At 52.7% G+C, this 26389-nt stretch carries 26 protein-coding genes; 24 read left to right on the plus strand and 2 right to left on the minus strand.

Annotated elements, in window-relative coordinates; genetic code table 11:
- Positions 1–107: 107 nt before the first annotated feature.
- The 15 genes from EBB_RS08650 (at position 108) to EBB_RS08720 (ending at position 15152) form a co-directional block, all read left to right on the plus strand.
- A complete protein-coding gene (locus EBB_RS08650) occupies positions 108–962 on the plus strand; it encodes a hypothetical protein (RefSeq protein ID WP_192393329.1) in 855 nt (284 codons plus the stop codon).
- Between the two features lie 32 nt (positions 963–994).
- On the plus strand, positions 995–2623 hold the full coding sequence (locus EBB_RS08655) for a hypothetical protein (RefSeq protein WP_192393330.1): 1629 nt from the start codon (positions 995–997) through the stop codon (positions 2621–2623).
- Positions 2624–2862: 239 nt separating this feature from the next.
- Complete coding sequence (locus EBB_RS08660; protein ID WP_192393331.1) at positions 2863–3915, plus strand: molybdopterin-binding protein; 1053 nt, start codon at positions 2863–2865, stop codon at positions 3913–3915.
- 21 nt (positions 3916–3936) lie between these two features.
- On the plus strand, positions 3937–4461 hold the full coding sequence (locus EBB_RS08665) for an aspartate carbamoyltransferase (RefSeq protein WP_192393332.1): 525 nt from the start codon (positions 3937–3939) through the stop codon (positions 4459–4461).
- Between the two features lie 39 nt (positions 4462–4500).
- The gene (locus EBB_RS08670; protein WP_192393333.1) at positions 4501–6390 is read left to right on the plus strand and encodes a DUF2341 domain-containing protein; all 1890 of its coding nucleotides are present in this window, start codon (positions 4501–4503) and stop codon (positions 6388–6390) included.
- A 3-nt stretch (positions 6391–6393) separates the two neighbouring features.
- On the plus strand, positions 6394–6798 hold the full coding sequence (locus EBB_RS08675) for an ExbD/TolR family protein (RefSeq protein ID WP_192393334.1): 405 nt from the start codon (positions 6394–6396) through the stop codon (positions 6796–6798).
- A gap of 60 nt (positions 6799–6858) precedes the next feature.
- Positions 6859–7533 carry a TonB C-terminal domain-containing protein gene (locus tag EBB_RS08680; RefSeq protein ID WP_192393335.1) on the plus strand — a complete coding sequence of 225 codons (675 nt, stop codon included), beginning with the start codon at positions 6859–6861 and terminating at the stop codon, positions 7531–7533.
- A 108-nt stretch (positions 7534–7641) separates the two neighbouring features.
- Complete coding sequence (locus tag EBB_RS08685; protein ID WP_192393336.1) at positions 7642–9504, plus strand: putative porin; 1863 nt, start codon at positions 7642–7644, stop codon at positions 9502–9504.
- A 9-nt stretch (positions 9505–9513) separates the two neighbouring features.
- The gene (locus tag EBB_RS08690) at positions 9514–10263 is read left to right on the plus strand and encodes a hypothetical protein (RefSeq protein WP_192393337.1); all 750 of its coding nucleotides are present in this window, start codon (positions 9514–9516) and stop codon (positions 10261–10263) included.
- Positions 10260–11912 (plus strand): ShlB/FhaC/HecB family hemolysin secretion/activation protein, encoded by a 1653-nt coding sequence (locus EBB_RS08695; RefSeq protein WP_192393338.1) that lies wholly within the window; start codon positions 10260–10262, stop codon positions 11910–11912. Before EBB_RS08690 ends, EBB_RS08695 begins: the two co-directional genes overlap by 4 nt.
- A 135-nt stretch (positions 11913–12047) precedes the next feature.
- A complete protein-coding gene (locus EBB_RS08700; protein WP_225587285.1) occupies positions 12048–12452 on the plus strand; it encodes a winged helix-turn-helix domain-containing protein in 405 nt (134 codons plus the stop codon).
- Positions 12445–13260 carry a TOBE domain-containing protein gene (locus EBB_RS08705; RefSeq protein WP_192393339.1) on the plus strand — a complete coding sequence of 272 codons (816 nt, stop codon included), beginning with the start codon at positions 12445–12447 and terminating at the stop codon, positions 13258–13260. The genes EBB_RS08700 and EBB_RS08705 overlap by 8 nt, the downstream gene beginning before the upstream one ends.
- A gap of 253 nt (positions 13261–13513) precedes the next feature.
- On the plus strand, positions 13514–14089 hold the full coding sequence (locus tag EBB_RS08710; protein WP_192393611.1) for a hypothetical protein: 576 nt from the start codon (positions 13514–13516) through the stop codon (positions 14087–14089).
- Positions 14090–14125: 36 nt separating this feature from the next.
- Positions 14126–14434, plus strand: coding sequence for a rhodanese-like domain-containing protein (locus EBB_RS08715; protein ID WP_192393340.1), 309 nt, complete (start codon positions 14126–14128; stop codon positions 14432–14434).
- Positions 14435–14444: 10 nt separating this feature from the next.
- A complete protein-coding gene (locus tag EBB_RS08720; RefSeq protein WP_192393341.1) occupies positions 14445–15152 on the plus strand; it encodes a dinitrogenase iron-molybdenum cofactor biosynthesis protein in 708 nt (235 codons plus the stop codon).
- Between the two features lie 102 nt (positions 15153–15254).
- Here the strand turns inward: EBB_RS08720 and EBB_RS08725 are convergent, their stop codons facing one another.
- Positions 15255–15902 (minus strand): DUF2959 domain-containing protein, encoded by a 648-nt coding sequence (locus tag EBB_RS08725; RefSeq protein WP_192393342.1) that lies wholly within the window; start codon positions 15900–15902, stop codon positions 15255–15257.
- A gap of 380 nt (positions 15903–16282) precedes the next feature.
- Between EBB_RS08725 and EBB_RS08730 the strand changes: the two genes are divergently transcribed.
- On the plus strand, positions 16283–16444 hold the full coding sequence (locus EBB_RS08730; RefSeq protein ID WP_192393343.1) for a hypothetical protein: 162 nt from the start codon (positions 16283–16285) through the stop codon (positions 16442–16444).
- Between the two features lie 228 nt (positions 16445–16672).
- Here EBB_RS08730 and EBB_RS08735 read toward each other — a convergent pair whose 3' ends face one another.
- Positions 16673–17983, minus strand: coding sequence for a replication-associated recombination protein A (locus EBB_RS08735; protein ID WP_192393344.1), 1311 nt, complete (start codon positions 17981–17983; stop codon positions 16673–16675).
- 88 nt (positions 17984–18071) lie between these two features.
- On the opposite strand from EBB_RS08735, the gene accA reads away from it, so the two are divergent.
- From accA to eno, 8 genes are all read left to right on the plus strand, one after another.
- Positions 18072–19046 carry an acetyl-CoA carboxylase carboxyl transferase subunit alpha gene (accA, locus tag EBB_RS08740; RefSeq protein WP_192393345.1) on the plus strand — a complete coding sequence of 325 codons (975 nt, stop codon included), beginning with the start codon at positions 18072–18074 and terminating at the stop codon, positions 19044–19046.
- 66 nt (positions 19047–19112) lie between these two features.
- A complete protein-coding gene (tilS, locus tag EBB_RS08745) occupies positions 19113–20441 on the plus strand; it encodes a tRNA lysidine(34) synthetase TilS (protein ID WP_192393346.1) in 1329 nt (442 codons plus the stop codon).
- Positions 20442–20472: 31 nt separating this feature from the next.
- Positions 20473–20667, plus strand: coding sequence for a hypothetical protein (locus EBB_RS08750; RefSeq protein WP_192393347.1), 195 nt, complete (start codon positions 20473–20475; stop codon positions 20665–20667).
- Positions 20668–20669: 2 nt separating this feature from the next.
- Positions 20670–20867 carry a hypothetical protein gene (locus tag EBB_RS08755; protein WP_192393348.1) on the plus strand — a complete coding sequence of 66 codons (198 nt, stop codon included), beginning with the start codon at positions 20670–20672 and terminating at the stop codon, positions 20865–20867.
- Between the two features lie 13 nt (positions 20868–20880).
- On the plus strand, positions 20881–22353 hold the full coding sequence (locus EBB_RS08760) for a diguanylate cyclase domain-containing protein (protein WP_192393349.1): 1473 nt from the start codon (positions 20881–20883) through the stop codon (positions 22351–22353).
- Between the two features lie 243 nt (positions 22354–22596).
- On the plus strand, positions 22597–24234 hold the full coding sequence (gene pyrG, locus EBB_RS08765) for a CTP synthase (protein WP_192393350.1): 1638 nt from the start codon (positions 22597–22599) through the stop codon (positions 24232–24234).
- A gap of 12 nt (positions 24235–24246) precedes the next feature.
- Complete coding sequence (gene kdsA, locus EBB_RS08770; protein ID WP_192393351.1) at positions 24247–25080, plus strand: 3-deoxy-8-phosphooctulonate synthase; 834 nt, start codon at positions 24247–24249, stop codon at positions 25078–25080.
- 9 nt (positions 25081–25089) lie between these two features.
- Positions 25090–26373: a phosphopyruvate hydratase gene (gene eno / locus EBB_RS08775; protein WP_192393352.1), complete on the plus strand. Its 1284-nt coding sequence runs from the start codon at positions 25090–25092 to the stop codon at positions 26371–26373.
- Positions 26374–26389 lie beyond the last annotated feature (16 nt).

The following is a 26389-nucleotide window of genomic DNA, read 5'->3' on the forward strand; positions in this document are numbered from 1 at the left end:
TGCCCGACAAGGGTTGTAATCGCTACGGATAGATTGATGCCGGCAAGCCTTTGCACCATGGACACGTAACGGGACTACGGTCTCTTTTAATTGATGAGAGGTAATTTATGAAAATGGTGAAACGGCAGGGGTATCAATGGGCGGCGGCTATTTGTTTGATGGCGGGTATCAATACTGCGCAGGCGGCGATTGACAATGGCGCGCCGTTAATTCAAGCCGGCGGTACCGGTTCGGCTGGCGAGTTGTTTTTGAACGTTTGGGATCAAGCTGCTGCAACCTCTTACAGTATCGATTTAGGTACCACGGTAGGCGATTTTTTGAGCGGTAACTTGTCACCCACATTCGGACATCTGGATCAACGGTTCATAGACTGGGCGGCTACCACTAGCGATCCGCTGATATTCAATGTGGCCAGTAACAATTCCTATGTCGGTTTTCAGGATCCGAACATGGGTGTGCTGTTGAGCCGGAGAACCGGTGCTTCCGATCCGGGCCATATTACCGTGAGTACTCTTTTAACTTGGAACACCCGTGTCAGAGATAGGGCCATAGCACTGAATATCGCTGAAGTCGCGCAAAACCCAGGGGCTACCGCGACCGACTATGCCGCGAACCTCAGCGAAGTCACAACAACCGGTGCATCCTCTTATTTTGGTTATACGTTTTGGACTAAGACTATGGGTATCAGCGGGTGGGACGGCAGCGCCAAGGTCAGAAGCAGCGGTGTGGAAGATGAAACACTGGATTTCTACTTCGTTCATTCCCCAGGTGGCAGCGTCGTCGCTAGCACCAGAGCGGTATTCGATAAGTTGGAAGGTCAATTCAGCCTTGACATAGCTAATGCCAAGCTGGTTTGGACGCCTACGGTCACCGCCGTGCCGTTGCCTGGTGCGGTCTGGTTATTCCTGGGCGGTCTGGTCAGTCTACTTAGGCTGCAAAAACGCGTCGTTGCAGAAGTTTGAGCGTATCTATTATCTATATCTAGGAGTTTAAAATGTTTACATCATTTCCAACCCGATTGCTGGCTGCCGGGCTTATGCTGGCGGCGACGGCCGGGGCCTGGGCTTTGACGCCGGCGGCGGGTGCGCCGGAACTTAGCCTGTACATTCCCGGTTCGCAATCCAACGATCCCGCTTTCGGCTTTTTGGTAGGTAACACCACGGTTGCCAATGCCTTATGCGTCGACAATGCCACTACCACCGGTGCCGGCACGACCACGCATATCTATTTTTATACGCCCTCGACAGCGGACAAAGCCGTCAACGACCAATATTCTGCCATTTACTGTAATACCGACGACACCAAAATTCCCGGGCTGACCGGTGGTAGCGGCGCACACCATACCACCCGGTTGTGGATTTCCCGGCGGCGGCTCGGTGCTTCTTTCGTTGGTCTGGACGCAGTTGCTAACGGCACGCTGTTGACTTATCTAAAAGATCCGACGGCGGCGGTGTGCAGCGCGTTCAACGGTTCATACTCATCCGGCGGCTCGACGTTTCAATGGAATTATTCCTGTACTAAGGCCTCGCCCGGGATTACCGCCACCGCGGCAACCTCCGATGTAACAGCCGATGTATTCCGCGGTGTGGATAACGTGACACCGGGATTTGCCGATATCGATGCCAATTCGCTGAATAATAAGTTTGCGTTGGGCGGCCATATCATCGGTACGCCGGTGACCTTAAAACTGCGTAATGCCTTGCAGTATGCGCAAATTCAGAGCGGTTCTCTACCCGGTACTTGCACGGTTGGCGACGAATCGGCGGTTTGCGTCCCCAGCTTGTCCAAGGAAATCCTGGTCAGCTTATTCAGCGGAACAATCATCGATTGGAGTACGCTGCAAGTGAAAGTGGGTGGTGTCGCCAAGGATTTGACGCAAGTGGTCGCTGATGGCGTTACAGCGGGCGTTAGCGGGTTGTCCAATCCGTTAGATAGTATCGTGCACATTTGCCGCCGCGAAAATGGCGCCGGCCAGCAAGTCGCATTATTAGCCAGCGTGTTGAAATCTCCATGTTTGGGAGGGGATTCGTCGCCCAAATTAGTCGAGCCCGGCGGATTTAACGACGTGCAATACGCCACCAGTCTGGGGGCCGTGGATAACTGCCTGAAAGATTTTAACGATGGTACGAATAGCTGGTTTGGTACCACCAACCCCGCGCCGTTCCCCAATCCGCCGGCTACCAGTACGCCGCATGGCAACCAATGGGCAATCAGTATTCAAACCACCGAACGTAATGCCAGCCGCGGTGCGAACTACCGGTTTATTAAAATCGACGGCGCATTGCCGACCGGTGAGCAAGTCTATCTGGGCCATTATCCTTTGGTGGGCGAGTATGCGCTGTCCTGGAAAAACAATGTCAGTGCCAATCAAAACAAAGCCTTGCTGGCTTTGAAAGACTACAGCAGCTTGCCGTCCACCATCGTTAGCCGCAACGGCACCTTGAGTAACCATAGCTGGGGACAAGCCGGGTATATCGCATTAAGCGCCAACGGCCACACGCCACCGGCCACTTGGAGTGCGGCAAATCCGGTTACGCCCTACACGCGCTCTCTGAACGGCGCGCCCGACGCTTGCGCGATTCCTGTGGTCAATCCGGACTACGCCACCGTAGAGCTGCGGTAACGATATTTCCACGCCACAGCTAACGGGAAGTTGGCTGCGGTACCTCGCCTATCAGTGCGATGGATGGATAAGGTTTACCCCAGCCCGAACACGATAGCGTTAACAAATCAGGATCTTCAAGTTGACTACCAAACGGACTGGTTAGGCTTGGATGGCACACGGATGTGCACCTTCAATCCCGGCGTTGGTTAGCTTAGGCCGCCAGCGGCGTATCAACTATTTTATTCGAGGCTACAGGCATGTTTCACCGCAATAACCTTCTGCGCCGCGGGCTGATTTTTGGCTTGGCGTTCTGCTTTTCCTTGATGACTCAAGCCACTTGGGCGGCTGTCACTTCAAGTCAGTTTAATTTGGGAGGTTTTCTCAATTCGGCCAGTCCGGCCAGTTTTGATCTAACTGCTTTGGTAAGTTACGCCGCTACGCACCCCGGCTCACAAAAAAACGTCACATTGAGTAACGGCGATGTTTATACCGGCGTTTCGCTCAGCGCGTTTCTGGGCAGCTATCTAAAAACCGATCCAACGGTGCCGAAAAACGACATTCTGCGCGACTATGTGGTCGCTACCGGTACGGATGGCTATAAAGCGGTGTTTTCGCTGGCGGAAATGAATGCCTCGTTCGGCAATCACAACGACATCATCGCTTACAAACTCAATGGCGCAAATCTGACCGGCAGCGGTTTTGCCCGCATCGTGGCGCCGGACGATGTCAAAGCCGGTCGCTGGGTGTCAAATCTGGCTAGTTTGCAAGTGGGGCATATCGATTACACTCCTGCGGCGGGTGGCGTGTCCGCGCAATTCAGCGTTAACGGACAAGTGGCCAATGCCCTTACTTACGACCTGACCAGTCTGGCGGCGGCCCTGCCGGCGCACACTGTTACCGTTAATACCCCACCGCTGACCGGGGCGTCGTTTACCGGCGTTTCCTTATGGGACTTGCTGAATCTCTCCGGCATTGTCACCAACCCTGCTATTAAAAACGACATCCTCGGCAAATATGTCGTCGCTACCGGCAGCGATGGCTATCAAGCGATTTTTGCTTTGGGTGAGTTGAGCCCTAACTTCGGCAATATCTCCGTGCTGGTCGCTTACGCCGATGGCGCCGGCAATTCCCTGGGTAACAAAGGTTTTGCCGAATTAGTGGTGCCAGGCGATGAGGTCAAGGGTGGTCGTTATATTGCCAATCTCACCAGCTTGACGGTAATCAGCGCCGTGCCGTTGCCCGGCAGCGTTATGTTCATGATCAGCGGTCTGGCGGCGCTCGGTTTCGGCAGTCGCCGTAAAACAGCTTAATTAGGAGATGGCGATCAGCGTATGACACTAGTCAACGAGGACGTAAAGCTATTGCGCTGTGCGGTGCTGCTTATGCTGGTAATAGGCTTGTTAAGCCGGCCGGTGCATGCCGTTGAGAACAGGCGGCAAATGGAAGTGGCCGCACGCGGCGCGAAAGTCATGCCGTTCTCCTTGGCGCAAACCCAGCATCAATTCAGTAAAACCGACACCGGTGGCATCCAGCGGGTCATTGCCAGGGACGACTTGGATCTGCAACAAGTCTGGTTAATCAGGCAGCATCTTGAGCAGCTGGCGGACAGTTTTAACCAAGGCGATTTTTCCGGGCCGGAGAAGATTCACGGTGCGGATATGCCGGGTCTGGCCGCCATGCGCGCTGCCAAACCCGGTGCTTTGCAAATTCACTATACAGCCGAAGCCGCCGGCGCCAGTTTGACTTTCCATAGTCGCGACCCCGAGTTGATCGCCGCCGTTCACGACTGGTTCGACGCGCAATTGCGCGACCACGGTGGCGATGCCACAGCAATGCATTGTCCTCATCATCAATAAACACTTGAAAACCTTGCACCACTTGCCTGGAAGCACACGATGCCGAATGTTTTGTTAACCCAGCCCTTAAATTCCGTTCGTCCTGAGCAGGTCGAAGGACGGGCCACATTGGGCTTCGACAGGCTCAGCCCGAACGGCGTACCCGTATTAACTCGGGACAGGTTAATAAAACTGGGCTTATGCCTGTTGCTGTTGCCCGCGCTGTGCCAAGCCTGGTGGAACGACGACTGGGATTCGCGCCGGCAAAATGCCGTGGATGCCGCGGCAACCGGTGCCGACATTCGGGAGACTTTAAACGATGTGCCGGTGTTGGTCAGGCTGCACGCCGGCAACTTCGGATTTTTTGCCGAACTGGCCGAGAACGGCCGCGATTTGCGCTTTTTAAAAGACGACAAAACCCCGCTGGTCTATGACATCGAACAAATCGACGTGTTGAGCGAGATCGGTTTGGTCTGGGTGAAGTTGCCACAGGTGCGCGGCGGGGTGAGCAGCGACGACTTCTGGCTGTACTACGGTAACGCCAATGCCCCTGACGCTTCCGATCCACAGAATTTGTACGACGTGGCGCAGGGGTTGGTGTATCACTTCAAAGACGGCGAAGCGCTGCCGCAGGACGCCACTGCCTATGCTTCGCATGCCGCCGATTCCAAAGCTGTTGTGCAAGCGGCCGGCTGGATCGGTGCCGCCGCCCAGTTCAGCGGTGCCGGGCCGATTCTGGTCAATCCTGCGCCGCAACTGGCCATAGCCCCGGATAAAGGTTGGACTTTCTCGGCCTGGCTGAAGATCGATCAGCCGCAGAACGGCGCGAATCTATTGGAAGCCCGCGAAGCCGGCAACGGCATCGAACTGAGCATTCAAGGTAACGCGTTGAGCGCAAAATGGGCGAACGGTGCAAGCACCGCGGCGGTTAATCTGGCGCTGGGCCGCTGGCAACATGTCGCGGTCACCGTCAAAGCCGATCAAATGCTGTTGTATGTCGATGGCGTGCCGGTCGGTAATGCCGCCATCTCGCCAACCGCCGTTAACCCGGCTATCGTCATCGGCCGCAATCTGGTCGGTTTGCTTGACGAAGTGCAAATCGCCGCCACCGCCCGCAGTGCCGATTGGCTGAAGCTGAGCTTTCGCAGCCAAAGCCCGGATTTCTCGGTCTTGAGTTACGGCCAGGATGAAACCAATAGCAGCGGCGACGGGCATTTCATGGTTATCGTGCAGAACGTCACCGTCGACGGCTGGGTAGTGATCGGCTTGACTTTGATGATGCTGATCGTGGCGGTGCTGGTGATGGTCAGCAAAACCTTAGTCATCAACCGCGTCAGTAAAGACAACCGCGCTTTCCTGGAAAAATACCGCCAGCTCGACCCGCGTAAACTCAGCGCGCTTGATCAGGACGAAACCCGCGAGGAACAAGCGCTGGCAGATTCCGATTTATTGACGGCTCTGGTCGGTAAACACGACCACTTTCAAAGCTCGACTTTGTATCACTTGTATCACACGGCAATCCACGAGCTCAGCAAACTGCAAGGTGGCGACGGCCAGGCGGTGACTCGTGAAGCCTGGGACTATCTGCGCGTCAAGCTGGATTCGCAAATCGTCACGGAAAGCCAGCGCCTGAACAGCAACATGGTATTGCTGACCATTGCCATCGCCGGCGGCCCGTTCCTGGGGCTGCTGGGTACCGTGGTGGGGGTGATGATTACCTTTGCCGCCATCGCTGCCAGCGGCGATGTCAACATCAACGCCATTGCGCCCGGCATCGCCGCTGCGCTGTTGGCCACCGTGGCCGGGCTAGCCGTGGCGATTCCGGCTTTGTTTGCCTACAACTACCTGCTGACCCGGATCAAGGACATTACCGCCAGCATGCGGGTATTCAGCGACGAATTTTTAGCCGTGCTGGCTATGCGCGCCGCCCAAAAACAGAGCGGAGCATAAATCATGCGAATCGAAGAAGAAGGCAAAATTTACGACGACATCAACATCACGCCGATGCTGGACGTGGCCTATGTGCTGCTGTTGATTTTCATCATTATGACCACGGCCACTGTGCAGGGCATTACCGTCAATCTGCCCAAGGCCAGCAGCACGCCGTCCTTATCCAAACCCAAAACCAAGGCTATCTCCATCACGCCGGACGGCAGCATTTATTTGGATACTTATCCGGTGTCGATCCAGGAGCTGGAAACGCGCTTGGCGCAATACAAGGCGGCGATACCGGATTTACCGGTCATCGTCAAAGCCGACGCCAGCGTGCAGTATCAAAAAGTGATTGAAGTGTTGGATGTGGTGACGCGCTTGCAGATCAGCCAGTTGGGTTTGGTGACGCAGAAGTTGGTGAAGTAGTGGGCGGGCAGATGTCGAGGCAGCACGGCACTCGACGCCAAATAATTTTGCAGAAGAATTATGACTAACAAATACGTATGGCTACGCCGGTTGCCGGTGTTGCTGGGGATTAGTCTTGGCCTGTTGATAGTGCTGGGCGTTTGCTGGTTAGCGAGCAAGGTCGAGAAGCCGCCGCAAACCAAAAAGCTGGTGCAGCAAATCACCATGATTCAACCGCCGACACCTCAGCCGCCCGAGCAACAGCCGGCCTCCCCCGAGCCGGTGACGGAAGAGGTGGTGGAAGTCTCGGAACCCGCCCCGGAACCGGAACCAGCGCCGGAGCCTGACGAGGCGCCGCCTGCGGAAGAGTTGGGCCTGGATGCCGACGGTGCTGCCGGTAGCGATAGCTTTGGATTGGCCGCGCACAAAGGCGGCCGCTCGATTCTGGGTGGCGGCGGGGGAGGTGGCAATGCCATCCTCTGGTACGGCGGACAAATTCAACGCCAGGTGGAGAACGGCTTGCAAGGTTTGTTGGCCGACACTGTCGCAAGTCGAGCCGATTACAGCGTGATTTTGGAGGTGTGGGTGGGCGCCGATGGCGGGATTAGCCGCAGCGAACTGTCCGCTGCTAGCGGCAAGGCCGAGATTGACGAAGCCATTCGCGCCGCGTTGCCGCGCTTGCATGTCAGCATCGGCAGGTCGCCGCCGGACAATATGCCGCAGCCGATTCGGCTAAAGCTCAATTCCAGGGTCTAGCGGGCTTCCCGGTCGCTTCGGCTCCGGCAACCTGGAAAGCACCGATGGGGAATGAATTAGCCCCGAAAACACTACCGATTTTTAAGACTATTGATTAAGCGACAAGCCATGAATACCGCAACGAAACCCCAGGTCCTGTTGTTGGCCGGCAGTCTGGCCGTGATGACAGGCAGCGTGCAAGGCGCCGAAGAGATGATTCCAGTGAAGAAATCCACCTTGGTCAATCTGGTCGATCTATTGGTGCAGCGCGGTGTCATTAAGCAAGAGGAAGGAAAAGGTCTGGTCAGCGCCGCGGAACAGGAAGCAGATGAAGCGGCCAAGGCCAATGCGGCGCAAGCAAGCAGCGGCAAAATGCCAGGTAATGGCGAACAGCCGGCGGACATTATGCGGGCGGCAGATGTGGCGATGGCCAAAGGCAAGTCCGGCAAAATCAAACATGTTGCTTACGTGCCGGAGTTTGTGAAAAAAGAAATCCGCGACCAAGTCCGTGGCGAACTGAAAGCGGAAGTGTTGCAAGATGTGAAGCAGGACGCGAAAACCGAAGGTTGGGGCATTCCCGGCGCCTTGCCGGAATGGGTGGCGGCGATCCACCCCAGCTTTGATATGCGCATCCGTTTTGCCGACGATTTTTACGGCAAGAATAATGAAGGCGGTATCGATAACGTCGGGATCGATGCCGACGGCAACTTTTTTGGTCCTTATAACTGGCTGTCCATCAATCGGGCCGCGAATACTCCGCAAGGTGGCTTAAATCGGCAGGTGGCATTAAATCCCAACGAAGCGATAATCAACAATCAAAAAGACCGCCTGCGTTTGCGCGAGCGCTTCAGATTGGGATTTGAAGCCAATATTGCCGAGGGCCTGAAAGCTGGGGTTCGCTTTGCCACCAGCAATATCAATAACCCGGTATCGAACGATCAAACCCTGGGTAACACCGGCCAGTCGTATCAGTTCGCTATTGACCGCGCCTATCTGCAATACGATTTTCTGGACGAACGTAAAACCAACTGGTTTAGCCTATATGCCGGCCGCATCATCAATCCCTTTGTCTCCACCGATATCGTCTTCGATTCCGACTTGAGTTTCGAAGGGCTGGCCGGCAGTTTTCGGCTGCCGTTAAACCGTGGCAGCAACAAGCTGGCCGGCTACAAAGCCCCCAATCCGACCGCGCGTTTTGGTATCAATCAGGGCCAGCAAACCCCGGATAGCTTGTTCTTAACGCTGGGCGTGTTTCCGCTACAGGATATCGATGTCTCGGTAAACGATAAATGGCTGTACGCCGGCCAGCTCGGTGCCGACTGGTTGCTGTTCAACGATACACGCATCAATGTCGCGGCTTCGTATTACGAATTCCAGAACGTCAACGCCCGCCGCAATCCCATTGGCAGCCACACTTACGATTGGACCGCGCCGCAGTTTGTGCAGAAGGGCAATTCGATGGTGGCCATCACCGATTTCAATACCTTAAACGGCGTGTGCGACGATACGGTGGGCTGCTTATTTGGCTTGGCGTCAGAGTTCAAGGTATTCAACGCCACGGCGATGTTCGATTATGCCGGCTTCGACCCGGTGCATGTGTTGTTGACCGCCGATTACGCCAAAAATCTGGGTTTTGACAAACAGCAGATTGCCGCCGAGTTTCTGAACGGTATCGTTAACTACACGGATAACAAACCGCATACCACGGCGTATCAACTCCGCGTGGATGTCGGCCGGCCGGAAGTCAGGCGCTGGGGCGATTGGAGCGTTAATCTGGCTTACCGTTATGTGCAGCGCGATGCGGTGTTGGATGCATTTACCGATTCTATATTTCACCTGGGCGGCACCAATGCCAAGGGCTGGGTGGCCGGCATGCAATACGGTTTGGCGCGGAATGCTTGGCTGAATCTACGCTGGTTAAGTTCGGACGCCATTGATGGACCGAAATACAGTATCGACTCATTAAATGTCGATCTGAATGCCAGATTTTAGGCTGGCGCTATGAGCCGACTATTCTCGCTAAAGTCAACCAAAGCCTTGCTGCCGGTATCGGCAATACTGCTCGGTGTGTTGGCCGGTTCGGCTGCGTTGGCCGAACCCAAGCTCGCCGTGCCGGGCGGCGAAGCCATCAAGAAAGCGCAAGGCATGATTCGCCAGCTCAGCCAGGAAAAATATGCGCTGGAAGCCGAGAAAGCTGCGTGGCTTAACGAAAAAGCCACACTGGAGGCCAAGCTGAAAAGCCTGGAAGCGACAGTCGGCCGATTGCAAGCTTTGCCAGCCGAGCTGGAGCGCTATAAAGCGGGACTGGAAGCGGTGCGGGGTAATTTGGAAGCGCAGCTCAGCCAGCAACGGCAGCGCGAGCAGGCTCTGGTGCAAAAGCACAATGAGGTGGTGATTAAGGCCCGCGACATCCGCGATGACAATAATCTGCTGGTGCAGGCGGTAAAAGAGCGTGAACAATGGATAGCCCAATGCACGGACCTTGCTCAGCAGTTGCGTAAGGTCAATCTGGACATATTGAATCAATATAAAGAAAAAGGCTTGCTGCAACAGTTGGCGGAACTGGATCCTTTGACTGGCATAGGCCAGGTAAGAACCGAGGCGGTGGCGGAAGAGTATCGCTATAAATTGCAGCAGTTGAAAATTACCCCGTTCGCAGCCACGGCGCCTGTTGCGCAGACCATCACCCCGCTTAAGGATGGGCCGGAGCCAGTTACGCCAGAGCCTGACACGGCGGAGACCGGGCAATGATGCGTCAGTTCTGGCTGCCTGCGATAAGCCTGATCCTGCACGGCATGACTGCTGGCCAAGCAGCAGAGCTGAACAATCTTGTGGCATCGCCGCAAAACCCAGCAAATTCGGCAGGTTTGCCGGAAGTAGCACCACTAGAATCCGGCGGGCAGCCACCGCATTTCGATGTGCTGGATTACCAGATCGAAGGCAACAGCGTGCTTGATGACGAAACCCTGGAGCGCGCGGTCTATGCACACTTAGGGCCGGATAAAACTGTGGCGGATGTCGAGCAAGCACGGAGCTCATTAGAACAGGCCTATCGTAACGCCGGCTATCCAACCGTGGTGGTGACGATACCGGAACAGGATGTGGAAGGTGGCGCAGTGCGCTTGGGTGTGGTGGAAGGTACGGTCGAGACTCTGTACATCAGCGGTTCGCGATATTACGCGCTGGGCAAAATTCGCGACGGGTTGCCGGCGCTGGCCGAGGGCCAGGTGCCGCACATGCCCAAGGTGCAGGAACAGATGAATACGCTGGCGCAGCAATCAGCTGACCGCAATGTCACGCCGGTATTCCGAGCCGGTTCCACGCCGGGCAAGATGGAAGTGGAATTAAAGGTCAAGGATGCGCTGCCCATGCACGGCAACCTGGAACTGAACACCCGCAACTCGGAACATACCAGCTACACGCGCTTGTTAGGCTCGTTGCGTTACGACAACCTGTGGCAGAAGTTTCATAGCGTGTCCATGCAATATCAGGTGTCGCCGGAAATCAGCGACGAAGTGCAGGTCTGGTCCGGCACCTACGTGCTGCCGACCGGCTGGAGCGATACGCGGCTGGCGCTCTACGGCATTGGTATCAGTTCCAATACGCAGTTGGGTGTCAGCGTGGGCGGGCTGTCGGTAGTCGGCGCCGGCTCCATTTATGGCGCCAGATTGGTTAAGCCGTTGCCGGGTTCATCTGAAAACATTTTGCATAGCCTGAGTTTTGGCTTCGACTACAAAAGCTTTGACCAGCAGGTCGCCAGTCTTACCGAAAATGCGCCGATCAGCTATGCCTCGTTCATGACCGGCTATGACGGCAGTCTGCGTAGCGATAGCAGCGTGACGGCCTTGAGTCTGGCCGCGCATTTCTCGATACGGGGCCTGGGCAACGATGCCAAGCAGTTTGCCAGCAAGCGTCTGGATGCCGAACCGAACTTTCTCTATTTGACCGGAGACTTGAAGCATCAGCAGCGTTTGCCGCTGGATTTTCGCTTGCTGGCCAGGGCAGGGGGTCAGGCCAGTATGTCGGCACTGATCAGTAACGAGCAATTCTCGGCGGGCGGCCCGCTCAGCGTGCGCGGTTATCATCAAACCCAGTTGCTGGGAGATCACGGCGTGAATCTGTCGCTGGAGTTACAAACCCCGCACTTGGCGCCGGCTGCCTGGGACGATAGCCAAAACCTGCGCCTGCTGACCTTCTTTGACTGGGCCAATATCTGGACCGATAACCCCATCGCGCCGACCCCGGCAACCCAGCATTTGGCGTCAACCGGCATCGGTTTACGTACCCTGTGGTTCAGGCATTTACTCGCTGAATTGGATTGGAGTTATCCATTTTACCGGCAAGGCACTATCGATCCTGGTCAGCAGCGCGTTGATTTTAGGGTGGTTTATGAGTTTTAGGTTCTTAGGATTACATCGCTATCGATGGACGTTTACTGAGCATTTCGATTGCATAACAAAAGGATAGGATTTCAATCAAACGCATTTGTCGATGTATCATGCTGATTCTTCGTTGCCACCGTTCGTTGAAAAGGTATGAAATCTACACAGATAGAATCGGACGCCTCGCTTCCGCGCCTAAAAATCACCCTTCGTTTGCTTCACAATGAAGAAATCGCCATGGGGCCGGGCAAGGCCGAGTTGTTGGCGGCGATTGAATCGACCGGTTCGATTGCGGCAGCGGGGAAACGCATGAATATGAGTTACCGGCGAGCTTGGCTGCTGGTGGATGTGATGAATCGTAGCTTCTCCGGCCCTTTAGTGCATGCGGCCAAAGGCGGACGGCATGGCGGCGGGACTACGTTGACGCCGTTGGGGCAACATGTATTGGATCAGTATACAAAGATGTCCGCCGCGGTGAATCATACTGCGCAGGCCTATCTGCCTTTGTTTGAAGGCTTGATGTCCAAGCAGGTGGATGAGAATCCCGTAGATGAGTAAGGTGTTTTCCAGGGACTGGATTGAGGGTGAATTACGTTTGATAGGCGCTTTGGATACCCGGATGATCGGTTTATTGCGAGCAATAGACGAAACGGGATCCATCAATCGGGCGGCTAGGCAGGTGGGTTTGAGTTACAAAGGCGCCTGGCAGATGATAGAGCGCGCAAATAATCTGGCGCCTCGAGCGTTGATCTCCACCGCGATTGGTGGCAGCAAGGGCGGCGGTACTTGTCTGACGGAAGCGGGGCGCGGTTTGTTGGAATTGTTTACCCGCCTGGAAGGACAGCATAGGCAGTTTTTACGGCAACTCAATCAAAGTTTGCTGGACGATCCCGAGGTCGTGTTATTGCTGAGGCGGCAGGTGATCAAAAATACTGCCAGAAACCAGTTATTCGGCAATATTACCGCTATAGAGCGTGGTGCAGTGAATGCCGAAGTGTATGTGACGTTGAAGGGAGGCGAACGTGTGGTGATCAGCGTGACGCTGCCCTCACTCGAGTATCTTGGCGTTAACATCGGCGGCGATGCGGTATTGCTGATCAATCCGTCGGATATTCTCGTGGACGATGGTGGTGAGCGTATTTTGGTGTCGGCCCGTAATCGTCTGGATGGCCATGTTATTCGCGTGCAATTTGACGGCGTGGATTCGGAAGTGATTATCCAGTTGTCGAGTGGCGAAACGATAGCCGCCACCGTTACGCAAACCAGTGCCGAAGTCCTGGACTTAAAACCTGGCTGCAAAGCCAGTGCGGTGTTTAAAAGTAGTGCGGTGATTCTGGCTGTGCTCAACGCGCCGCGTGCTGCTTAGAACGTGCGCTTCAGTCTTTCGTTATAAATCTTACAAAATCCAAATACTTGCCGATCGGCAATTGTCGTGTTTGCGACATTGTCGGGTCGCTTCGCCGCCAAACTGCCGGTTTCCGCGAATTATTCCCATCAGAAAACCAAGCAAAAACCGTCTCAACCATGGGTTTGATATGGTTTTATCGTCCTGGCAAGTGTTTTGCTTGCATGCTGTTAACGACTTTTCATTCATTACCTTTCATTGGGGATTTAAGCAAATGCTACTTGAAAAATACGACAGCCAAGGGCTTTTATGGATCACAACCTTAGTTGGCAAAACCAGCACAGCCGGGCTTTCGGCGTTTCGCGGCGACTTGGTGTTGGTCGAAGGCGAGTTGCGTGAAGGGTCGACCAATATTCGTGACCGGAAAACCCCGGAACTGGTGATCAATCAATCAGCGATATTAGCCGACAGCGACAAGATTCTGTTTATCAACGGCCTGTTTTTTCAATTGGAGGATTTGCCGGTATTCGTTGAAAAGTATAAGGATGCCTTGACTCCTGAAACCGTCACGCTGTTTTACGTGCAAAACATCGCCAAGCCGACGCAAATCGTTTTAGACGGCGTTGTCTTCAATTTATTGCCGCATCAGGAAGGCATGGTTTGGAATTTGATGCTGGAAGAGCTTTATATCGAAAAATCCGATCTGAAAGGCCAATCCGGCGAAGACAAGGTCATCACTGCATATGAGGCGGCCAAGGGCTATAAAATCAAAGCCGAGCCGATCAGTTTGGAGGCGGCTCTGTCGCAAACTATCGAGGTTAAAAAAGATTTAGCCGGTGGTCCGGTTTAGGTTTGGCATCTTTAGTCTTACGAGGGTCTTAGTGCTATGAAAAGTTTTAAAACCATCTCTACGGCCGATTCCGAACAACTGATTGCCGAACAGCAGCCGATGATTCTGGATTGCCGGGATCTGAAGGACTATCGCGCCGGGCATATCGAAAATGCCATGCATGTCCACGAGCAATTGCGCGATTCGCTGTTGAAAAAAGCCGACAAGGCCAAACCTTTGCTGATTTATTGCTATTACGGCCATGCCAGCGAGCATTTGGCGGAGATGTTCGGCGATTTTGGTTTTCAGCACGTCTACAGCTTGGCCGGCGGCTATGCCGACTGGAAAGAACAGCACAAACTTTAAGGGTGACGCTATGGAACAATTATCACGAGAACTAGCTTTGCGTATTGCACTGGCTTCGCGGATTTTGCCTGGAGTAGATGTACCGAAGCTGATCGGTGTGTTGCATGAAAAAGTCGGTTCGCCGTTGGATGACGAGAAGCTGAAATCGATTACCGTCACCAACTTGAAGACCGGCATTGGTAGTCTGGATGGCGAGGAGGACGGTGAAGATATTGGCATCGGTCTGGAAAACATCAAACTGGCAGTCCGGTATTTGTGGGGCGAGGAAGACGAAGATGAAGGTTTACCGGAAATCATGCCTTACAAAGAGGGTGATATTCCGGAATCGATTCGGGTAGCAATTGCGTCCAATAGCGGTCAGCTATTGAATGGCCATTTCGGTTCCTGCATTCGCTTTCTGGTCTATCAATTGTCCCGATCTGACATGCGCTTGATCGATATTCGCTCGACTGTGGAAGCCGACAGTGCCGACGACAGGAACCTGTTCCGGGCCAATATGATTAAGGATTGCCACGTGCTGTTCGTGCAATCGATTGGCGGACCGGCGGCCGCCAAGGTGATTCGTGCCGATATTTATCCAATCAAGGAGCCCGATGTGATCGACGCGGTGGAGAAACTCACCGAGTTTCAGAAAGTGTTTGACGCTGCGCCGCCTTGGATGGCGAAGGCTCTCGGTAAAAGTGCCGAGGAGCGGAAGCGGTTCGCTCATCAGGAATAAGATTCTGAAATTGTGCGTCTCACCCTCTCCGTAGAGAGGGTGAGTTTTTGGGGCGAATATAGTCCCACTTAGCGCCGTTCAAAATAATTCAATAGCGAAGCGCTATTGCTTTTCCATGGTTTTGATAAACGCGTCCGCCTCGTTAATGGATTTTTCCATTTCCACTACCAAAGCCGATACATCGGATTTAACCGAGTCCAGTTGACCTTTTAGCGAAGCAATGGCCTGGGCATTCAGATTGTGTTTCAGATATAGGACCTGATCGCGAAACACGCTGAGCACCGGCTCGATTTTGGTTTCGGCTTTGCGCATTGCCGCTATCAGTTGTTGATAGTGCGCTTTGGTGGCCGTCAACTTTTGCTGGCTATTCCTTTTTAGCGAGGCATTGCTGTATTGGGTTAGTTCGGTTTCCCATTCGCTGAACAATGCGTTGGAGACGTCTTCTATATCAGAGATGCGCTTGTTCACTTCCGCCGCTTTCTTGACACTGGCTTCATATTCCCCGTTCAGTTTGTTGTAGGTGGCTTCCAAATCGCCGCCTTTAAAATTGGTCATCACGGTGAATTGCTCGAGCGCCGACTTAAATTGTTGCTTGGTCTCCTCCTGAGTGTCCCGGGCTTTTTCCACGCGATGCACCATCACTTCGCGTTTGGGTATGCCGATTTTCTCCAGGCCGCTGTAATAGGCACTAGAACAGGCGGCTAAGCCAAATATCAACAAAAACAACATAAATCGTGAACTGAATTTCATAAATGCTCCGTGGGTTGGTGGAGGCATTATAAGCGGGTGTTGGTGTACTTCAACTTTGCATGGTTGTTGAATTCTCATGGAGATAGACCGAGTGCGAGAGTTCGATTGTGAATAAATTCACATATTCGACTTGGAGTTTTAAAACGCAATTAACATTAGTAAGCAAACTCCAGAGTAAATCGGGGTTACAGCGTATATCAATGTTCTTTAAAGTAAAATAATGCGATTGCTATTCAAAATTTATCTATTGCCTGTGGCGGATGATTCAATTTTAGGTTTTACTTAAGCCACGTTTTCGAACAGGGCATTGAATAAATTGTAGGATTTTTTAAAAAATTATTGGTTATTTTAATTATTATTTTTTATATTGGGTGGCGCAAATGAACGAATTAAAAAAAGATATATTTATCGGTTCTGTATCATTTTTAGGTATAGTCGCTTTTGTTTCCGGACAATTTATATTGTCAACAATGATGTTTGGAGTGGCGGCATTATGGAGTACGATTCTATTAAATAATCGTGTGCAAGCCGTTAAGAATTGAAATTTTCTAATATAGTCAGAGGCTTGCAAGCGATGTTTTTCATTGTTCGCTTGTGTTTATACTCCCGTAGCCTTGTTGGTTTACGGGAGTTTTTTTTGTCCGCATGATATTAATAGAAAGAGTTAGCGAATGCCGCTATATATAATGTTAAATTCGTAACCGTTTTTAGCTCTATTTCTCAGTGGTCGTCGTTAGCGACGCCAGTACATTTCTTACGGGTTTGAGTTTCTATATTTTCCGCAAGAAATTCAGTTTCTCTTTTATTTTTATCTCCAAACCACGATCCACCGGAAAATAATACTGCCGGGTTTTTAAGGATTCAGGAAAGTAGTTTTCGCCGGCGGCATACGCATTTTTTTCGTCATGGGCGTAACGATACTCCGCACCGCGTCCCAGTTCCTTCATTAATTTGGTTGGTGCATTGCGCAAGTGGATAGGGACTTCCAGCGAGCCGCTATTGCGGGCGTCCGCCATTGCCGCTTTATAGGCCACGTAAACCGCATTGCTTTTCGGCGCGCAGGCCAGGTAAACGATGGCTTGCGCCAGCGACAGCTCACCTTCCGGGCTGCCTAGTCGTTCGTAAGCGTTTGCGGCGTTCAACGCTAATTCCAGGCCGCGCGGGTCGGCATTGCCTATGTCTTCGGATGCCATCCGAATCACTCGTCGGGCGATATACAAAGGATCGCAACCACCGTCCAGCATTCTGGCAAACCAGTACAGCGCAGCGTCCGGGTCGGTGCCACGTACCGATTTATGTAAGGCCGAAATCTGGTCGTAGAAAATATCCCCACCCTTGTCGAAGCGGTTGGCATGGCCTAGCAACACTTCGTCCAGCACTTCCCGATTCACGGTTTCGAGGCCGTCAATGTTTTCCGCTAGATCCGCAGCGATTTGCAGAATGTTTAAACAGCGGCGGGCATCGCCGTCGGCGGCTTTGGCGATCATGGTCAATATGTCGTCTTCGATCCGTAAATCCCGACTACCCAGGCCGCGCACTTTGTCGGTCAAGGCGTTATGCAACAAGGCTTGCAAATCCTCGGTCTCGATACTGCGCAGTACATAGACCCGTAGTCGGGACAATAAGGCGTTATTCAATTCGAACGAGGGATTTTCCGTGGTCGCGCCGAATAAAATAATCGCCCCGCTCTCGATGGGTGCCAATAATGAATCCTGCTGGCTTTTGGAAAAACGGTGAATCTCGTCGATAAATACCACGGTATTCAGATTGCGGCTGTGTTTGATCTCTTCCGCTTCGGCGACTGCCGCCCGGATTTCTTTCACGCCGGCCATCACCGCCGACAATTCGATGAAATGGCAATGTGCGCTGGCGGCGATGATTTTGGCTAAAGTGGTTTTGCCGACGCCGGGCGGGCCCCAAAACACCAGCGAGTGCGGCACGCCTTGTTCGATAGCCACGCGCAGCGATTTACCCTTGCCCAACAGATGTTGCTGGCCGATGAAATCGTCCAGCGTAGTCGGTCGCATTCGGGCTGCAAGCGGTGCATAGGCGGTATTGTCAAAGGCGGTGGCATTCTTCATTTGCAGGGGCTCGGTAAAACAAATAGGCAATGACGGTATTTTTCTTTAGAATTGCCGGCCATTTTATTGATTCTAATGCCGGATTGACATGGATTTAAAATTCTTAGATTTCGAACAGCCGATTGCCGAACTCCAAGCCAAGATAGAAGAGCTGCGTAAGGTAGAGCTGGACAACAATTTCGACATATCCGAAACCTTGAAGCAGCTTGAGCAGAAATGCGAGAGTTTGACGGAAAGTATTTTCGCGGATTTGTCGGACTGGCAAATCTCGCAATTGTCCAGACATCCGGGCCGGCCTTATACGCTGGACTATATCGATCTGATTTTCACCGAATTTCACGAACTGCACGGTGATCGCTCCTACGCAGACGATCCGGCGATAGTCTGCGGCATGGCGCGCCTGCAAGGTCAGCCGGTGGTGGTGATAGGCCATCAAAAAGGTCGTGATACCAAAGAAAAAATTTATCGCAACTTCGGTATGCCGCGTCCGGAAGGGTATCGAAAAGCATTACGCGTGATGAAGTTGGCCGAGCGCTTCAAGTTGCCTATCATCTGCTTGATCGACACTCCAGGCGCTTATCCGGGCATTGGCGCTGAAGAACGCGGCCAAAGCGAGGCAATTGCCCGAAATTTGTTTGAAATGTCCAAACTGCGGACGCCGATTATTTGCACCGTGATCGGCGAGGGCGGTTCCGGTGGCGCATTGGCCATCGGTGTGGGCGATAGGCTATTGATGCTGGAATACAGCACCTATGCCGTTATCTCGCCGGAAGGTTGCGCTTCGATTTTATGGAAGAGCGCCGATAAAGCCCAATTGGCGGCCGAAGCGATGGGTATTACCTCTGATCGCGTGCGTGAGCAAGGTTTTCTGGATGAAGTGATCCGCGAGCCTGTCGGGGGCGGTCATCGCAATTTCGAAAAAATTGCAGCCAATCTGCAAGAGGCATTGTGCAGACATCTTAACGAACTGAGGCAACAAGCGGACAATATGGACCTGCTGCTTGAAAGGCGCTATCAACGTATTATGCGTTTTGGTTCGTATATCGAAGAGCCGGTCAAATAACACCGTCAGTCAATTTAGTTGTTCGATAAAAGGCCGAGTGAAATCGGCCTTTTTTGTGAGTAAACCATGCCCGATCTCAATTCTCAGGTCATCGCTGCTTTATTGCCTGTTACGTGCCGGAAAGTGTTTGTTGCCTATAGCGGCGGCTTGGACTCGACTGTACTGCTGGATTTATGCGTTGGCTTGCCGTCGCTCACCGGCAAAATTATTGCCGTTTATGTCGATCACGGCTTACAAGCCGAGTCGGTGGGATGGGGTGATCATTGTCGCCGGCAAGCAGAAAGCTTAGGCGTAGACTTTCAATTGTTAACGGTTGATGCGCGGGCCAGTAACGGCGAAAGCCCGGAAGCGGCGGCGCGCGAGGCGCGCTATCGGGCGCTGCGGCAATTATTGGCTGTTGACGACGTTATCCTGCTGGCCCAGCATCGCGAGGATCAGATGGAAACCTTGCTGTTGCAATTGTTCCGAGGTGCCGGGGTATCGGGCTTGGCTGGCATGCCGATTACCAGTGCGTTTGGAAATGGACAACTGCTGCGGCCGCTGTTGGACGTGGCTAAGGTCGATATACAGCGCTATGCGCAAACTCAAGGATTGCAATGGGTGGAAGATCCCAGCAATCAAAGCAGCGATTTTGATCGCAATTACCTGCGTAACGAAATTCTGCCGGTATTGAAGCAGCGCTGGCCGGCGCTGGATAAAACGGTTGCGCGTTCGGCCAAACTCTGCGGCGATGCCGCGCAGATGATAGAGGCTTGGGCGAAGCAGACCTTGCCCACGGTTTTCGATTCGACCGATGGTAGTTTCAATATCGCCGATTTATCAATTCTCACTGCAACGCAAATGAATTGCCTTTTGCGGCACTGGTTGGGCCGCATGGGTTTAAAGCCGCCGAGCCAGGCGGTGTTGCAAACGCTGGTTGAGCAATTAACGACTGGGCGTGCCGATGCGTTGCCGCAAATTAATATTCAAGGCCATTCCATCCGAAAATATCGGCAAAAATTGTATTGCATCCCCGAGCTGAGCCTGCAAAAGGACGCTCAGATAAAGTGTTGGGCGCCAGAACAAGAGCAAATGCGGTTAAGCAATGGCTACGTGTTGCGGAGAAGCGCCGCATCGGCCGGGTTGTCCAAAGATTTATGGCAGAATGCACTAGTGACGGTGGCGCCTCGGCGCGGTGGCGAAAAACTGAAATTGCCAGGTCGGGCGGGTCATCATTGTCTTAAAAAACTCTACCAGGAAGCAGGGGTTCCGCCATGGGAACGAGATATTAGGCCGTTGGTTTATCTGGGTGGATGTCTGGCGGCGGTAGCTGGCTTATGGGTAGCGGAATGGGCTTGGCTCAGAGCGGCGGACGCTTGTTACCAATTGGATTGGCGCGCATCCGAAAGCGTGTAATGATAGGCAACGAAAACTGTTAGGAGGTGTCATGTTGATGTTTCCCGAGATACTTCAGGCCATGATTGTGGGCATGATGGTCGCGATTCCGGCGATCCTGATCTATAAAAAGGCCGGGCTAAACCCAGCGTGGGCGGCGCTAGTGTTTTTGCCGGTCTTTGGATTGTTGATCGTGTTTTTGCAATTGGCCTTCCAGGAGTGGCCGAATTCAAAACAGGAGCGCTAGCCATGGAACTATTTTTTGTGTTGCTACCGGTATTCATGCTGTTTTGCCTGTGGTTGGGCTATCGGATTTTGGAAAAAGCCGGATTCGACGGGCGCTGGACCCTGGTTTTGTTGGTGCCGGTGCTTAACGTCATCATGATTTGGGTATTTGCGTTCAGCACTTGGCCCAAGCTACAAAATGGCGTAGACCAAGGCTTATAAGTGGCCGCCTGACATGATCCAAAAGATCCGAGGCAAGCTTCCGGCGATTTTCATTCCGGTGGTGTTATTCATCGTATTTGATGCGGTGGCGCTGGGGCTTAATTTTTGGATTTCTGAAAAGTTGGAAAAGAGTGCGGTGGCTATTAATTTGTCTGGCCGTCAACGCATGTTGTCGCAGCGCATGACTAAATCTTTGCTGATGTTGCATGTCGCGCAAACCGACGCGGAGAAGAGCAGCGCTTTTAGCGAATTTTCCGATGCCGTCGACTTGTTCGATAAAACCTTAAACGGTTTTTTGCAAGGTGGTATGACCAGTAGCGGTGATGACAAACCGGTTTATCTGGCTGCCGCCGAAGCTCCCAATACGCAAATGATTACCGGCTCGGCCTCCCAGCTTTGGACGCTGATCCACAAACGTTTATTGCCTGTTGAACACTATGGTGCCGGGATTGATGTCGAGGTTTTGCGGCCGGCATTGAATACATTGTTGATGCATAACTCGCAATTGCTGGGTTTGATGAATGAACTCACTACGGCATTGGAGCAGAACGCTACCAAGGAAGTGTTTTACCTGCGTACCTTGCAAGCTGGCCTGTTATTGCTGGCGCTGTTGAATTTTGCTTTGGTCTGCAAACGCTTGCTGGCGCAAATCAAGCAATCGCAGGGCAATGTGCAGGCCTTGCGCAATATCATCGATTCCATCGAGACCGGTATCGTTTTGTATGGCCGTGACGAATGCGTGCTTTCCGTCAATAAGGCCGCCAATCAGTTGTTCGGATATGGCGATCAGGTCTTGATAGGCAAACCTTTAAAGCAATTGATAGTGGCGGACAATACCCGGATGCTGGGGTTGCGGCGCGACAAGTCCACCTTTGTCGCCAAAATCAATACTCAAACCTTGTTCGAGTTTAACGATCAGATTAGTTTGTGCACGATTACCGATGTCAGCGAACAGGAGCGCAAGGAAAAACAATTAATGCATTTGGCGTTTCATGATCAACTTACCGGTTTGCCGAATCGTGGTTTGTTGATCGAGCGTTTGCGGCAAGACTTGTTGCGCGCCAAGCGCGATTCGACATTTTTGGCGGTACTGTTTTTGGATTTGGATGGTTTCAAGGACGTTAACGATGAAATGGGGCACGATGCCGGCGATGAGTTATTGCAAGCAGTGGCTCGGCGTTTTGAGCAATGTTGCCGTGAAGTCGATACCGTTGCACGCTTGGGTGGTGATGAGTTCGTATTCGTTCTGACCTCCTTACACTCGGTGTTGGCGGCTAAGCAAGTCGCGCAAAATGTGCTGAAAGCCGTTAATCAAGCATTTTTAATTCATAATGAGACCGTCAAAATAGGGGCCAGTATCGGCATTGCCATGTATCCCAACGATCATGCAGAACCCGAATTGTTGATCAAGTACGCGGATGAGGCGATGTACATCGCCAAGCAACGCGGCAAAAATCAGCTGGTGTTTGCCAGCGAATGTCGTTGATATTTTTTAGTTATCCAGCCCCCGGCTGAGCTTGCTTTGGCAATTTATTAACCAGGCCCTATTTAACACGGGTACACCATTCGGGCTAAGCCTGTCGAAGCCTGATGTGGAGCGTCTTTTGAACTGCTCAGGACGAATGGTATTTAAGGGCCGGGTTAATAATAAGGCAATTGCGCTATAAAACTGTTAGAATTTGCCGCTTTTCGACCCCCTTGCTATTGCTAAACAGGGCGCCAAACGTTCATGACAAAATTCATATTCATCACCGGCGGAGTGGTTTCATCCTTGGGAAAAGGGATAGCCGCTTCATCGTTGGCAGCCATCTTGGAAGATCGCGGCCTGAAAGTTACTCTCACCAAACTCGATCCTTACATCAACGTCGATCCCGGCACCATGAGCCCGTTTCAACACGGCGAGGTGTTTGTTACGGAGGATGGCGCGGAAACCGATCTGGATTTAGGCCATTACGAGCGGTTTTTAAAAACCACGATGGCCAAGAAAAACAACTTCACCACTGGCCAGGTTTACGAGCAAGTCTTGCGCAACGAGCGCAAGGGTGAGTACCTGGGCGCAACCGTACAGGTGATTCCGCATATCACCGACGAAATCAAACGCCGCGTCTACGCCAGTGCTGAGGGTAAAGATGTGGCACTGATCGAGGTCGGCGGTACAGTTGGTGACATCGAATCTCTGCCGTTTTTGGAATCCATCCGGCAAATGGGTGTGGAATTGGGCCGGGACCGGGCGGTATTTATCCACCTGACTTTAGTGCCTTACATCAAGTCGGCCGGCGAGATTAAAACCAAGCCGACGCAGCATTCCGTAAAAGAGCTGCGCACCATCGGTATTCAGCCGGACATTTTGATTTGTCGTTCCGAGCAGCCGATTCCGGCCAGTGAGCGTAAAAAAATCGCCTTGTTCACCAATGTCAACGAGAAAGCGGTTATTTCAGCTATCGATGCCGATACCATTTATCGCATTCCACTATTACTACGCGAACAAGGCTTGGACGACATTGTGGTAGCGCAGCTGCGCCTCGACGTGCCGCCGGCTGATTTGTCGGCTTGGGAGAAAGTGGTCGACGGCCTGACTCACCCCACCGATGAAGTCAATATTGCCATCGTCGGTAAATACGTCGATCACACCGATGCTTACAAATCCTTGAATGAGGCTTTGATTCACGCAGGTATTCACACTCGTCACAAGGTCCAAATCAGTTATATTGATTCCGAAACCATCGAAGCGGAAGGAACCGCAAAGCTGAAAGATGTCGATGCGATTCTGGTGCCGGGTGGTTTTGGTGAGCGCGGCGTGGAAGGCAAGATTTCCACGGTACGTTTCGCCCGCGAGAACAAAATCCCTTATCTGGGCATTTGTTTGGGCATGCAGTCGGCGGTGATCGAGTTTGCCCGCGATGTGGTCGGGTTGGAAGGCGCGCATAGCACCGAATTTTTGCCGAATAGCCCGCACCCCATCATCGGTTTGATTACCGAATGGATGGATGAAGCCGGGCAGTTAAACGTGCGCGACGAAGATTCCGACATCGGTGGCACCATGCGTTTAGGTGCGCAAAAATGTCGCTTAAAATCTGATTCATTGGCGTTCGAGTTGTACCAAAAAGACGTGATTACCGAGCGCCATCGGCACCGTTACGAATTTAATAATCAATATTTGAAGCAGTTGGAAGCCGCAGGCATGCGTTTCTCCGGTAAATCTTTGGATGGCCGCTTGGTGGAAATTATTGAGCTGCCCGATCATCCTTGGTTCTTGGCCTGCCAATTCCATCCCGAATTCACCTCGACACCGCGTAATGGCCATCCGCTGTTCTCAGGTTTTGTCGAAGCGGCCGCCAAACACAAGAAGCACTCTCTAGGGGCATAAATAAGGTTAAACATGCAATTATGTAATTTCGAAGTCGGCCTGGATAAGCCGTTTTTCCTGATCGCCGGTACTTGTGTGATCGAAAGCGAACAAATGACGATGGACACTGCCGGCAAATTGAAAGAAATAGCCGATGAGTTGGCTATTCCGTTTATCTACAAATCCTCGTTCGACAAGGCCAACCGTTCGTCATTGGGCAGTTTTCGCGGTCCGGGTCTGGAAAAAGGTTTGCAGATCTTGGAAAAAGTGAAACAACAATTAAACGTACCGGTTTTGACCGACGTGCATGAAGACACGCCGCTGGCGGAAGTCGCGGCGGTGGTCGATGTGCTGCAAACCCCGGCATTCCTGTGCCGTCAGACCAATTTCATTCAAAGTGTCGCGGCCTTGGGCAAACCGGTCAATATCAAGAAAGGCCAATTTTTAGCACCTTGGGATATGGCCAACGTCGCCGCTAAAGCCAAAGCCACCGGCAATCAGCAAATCATGGTTTGCGAGCGTGGCGTGTCCTTTGGCTATAATAATTTGGTTTCGGACATGCGCTCCCTGGCTGTGATGCGCGACACCGGTTGTCCGGTGGTATTCGACGCCACTCATTCCGTGCAGTTACCTGGCGGGCAAGGCAATGTGTCCGGCGGCCAGCGCGAGCACGTGCCCGTATTGGCGCGCGCCGCAGTCGCTGTGGGTATCGCCGGGCTGTTCATGGAATCTCATCCCAAGCCAGAAGAAGCGTTGAGCGACGGCCCCAACTCCTGGCCCTTGCACCGCATGAAAGAATTATTGGAAATGTTAGTAACGATAGACCGGGCTGTTAAATCCACCAGCCTGATTGAAACCACACTATAGGGCAAAATAATGGCAAGAATAGTAGACGTAAAGGCAAGAGAAGTTCTGGATTCGCGCGGTAACCCAACCGTAGAAGCGGAAGTGTATTTGGCATCCGGCATCGTCGGTACCGCGATGGTGCCATCCGGCGCATCAACCGGCGAACGCGAAGCGATCGAACTGCGCGATGGCGATAAATCCCGTTATTTGGGTAAGGGCGTGTTGAATGCTGTTAAATTCGTCAACACCGAAATTCGTGAAGCCGTTGTAGGTATGGACGCCAACAACCAAGCGGCACTGGACGAAAAAATGATTGCCCTGGACGGCACCCCAAGCAAAAGCCGCATCGGTGCGAATGCCATTTTGGGTGTTTCCATGGCTGCTGCCCGTGCTGCGGCGCAAGAAGCCGGTGTCCCTTTATATAAATTCCTGAACAAATCCGGCGAATTCATCCTGCCTGTACCAATGATGAACATCATCAATGGCGGTTCGCACGCTGACAATAGCGTGGATTTGCAAGAATTCATGATTCTGCCTGTCGGCGCTCCAACCTTCCGCGAAGCGATCCGTTACGGCGCTGAAGTATTCCATAACCTGGCTAAAGTATTAAAAAGCCGCGGTTTGGCAACCACAGTCGGCGATGAAGGCGGCTTTGCACCCAACTTGTCTTCCAACGAAGAAGCCATCGAAGTCATCCTGGAAGCGATCGAAAAAGCCGGTTACAAAGCGGGTGAAGACATCTACCTGGGTATGGATGCAGCGGCTTCCGAGTACTTCGAAGACGGCAAATATGTGTTGTCTGCGGAAAATCGTAGCTTTAACTCCACCGAAATGGTCGATTTCCTAGCAGCTTGGGTGGATAAATACCCCATTATCTCCATCGAAGACGGTCTGGACGAAAACGACTGGGACGGCTGGAAATATCAAACCGAAAAGTTGGGTGGCAAAATCCAGCTGGTCGGCGACGACTTGTTCGTGACCAATCCTGCCATCCTGAAAGAAGGTATTGAGAAAGGCATCGCCAACTCCATCCTGATCAAAGTCAACCAAATCGGCACCTTGACCGAAACCTTGGCGGCTATCGATATGGCTGCTGCTGCGGGTTACAGCGCGGTGGTTTCCCACCGTTCCGGCGAAACCGAAGATACCACCATCGCCGACTTAGTAGTTGCTACCGGTACAGGTCAAATCAAAACCGGTTCATTGAGCCGTTCCGACCGGGTTGCCAAATACAACCGTCTGATGAAAATCGAAGACGAGTTGGGCGACAAAGCCAAATACGCCGGCCGTAGCGCGTTTAAAATGCTGAAATAAAAAGCGTAGGTTGGGT

Origin of the sequence: Methylomonas fluvii, from assembly GCF_014850975.1 — a bacterium.
Classification (GTDB): domain Bacteria; phylum Pseudomonadota; class Gammaproteobacteria; order Methylococcales; family Methylomonadaceae; genus Methylomonas; species Methylomonas fluvii.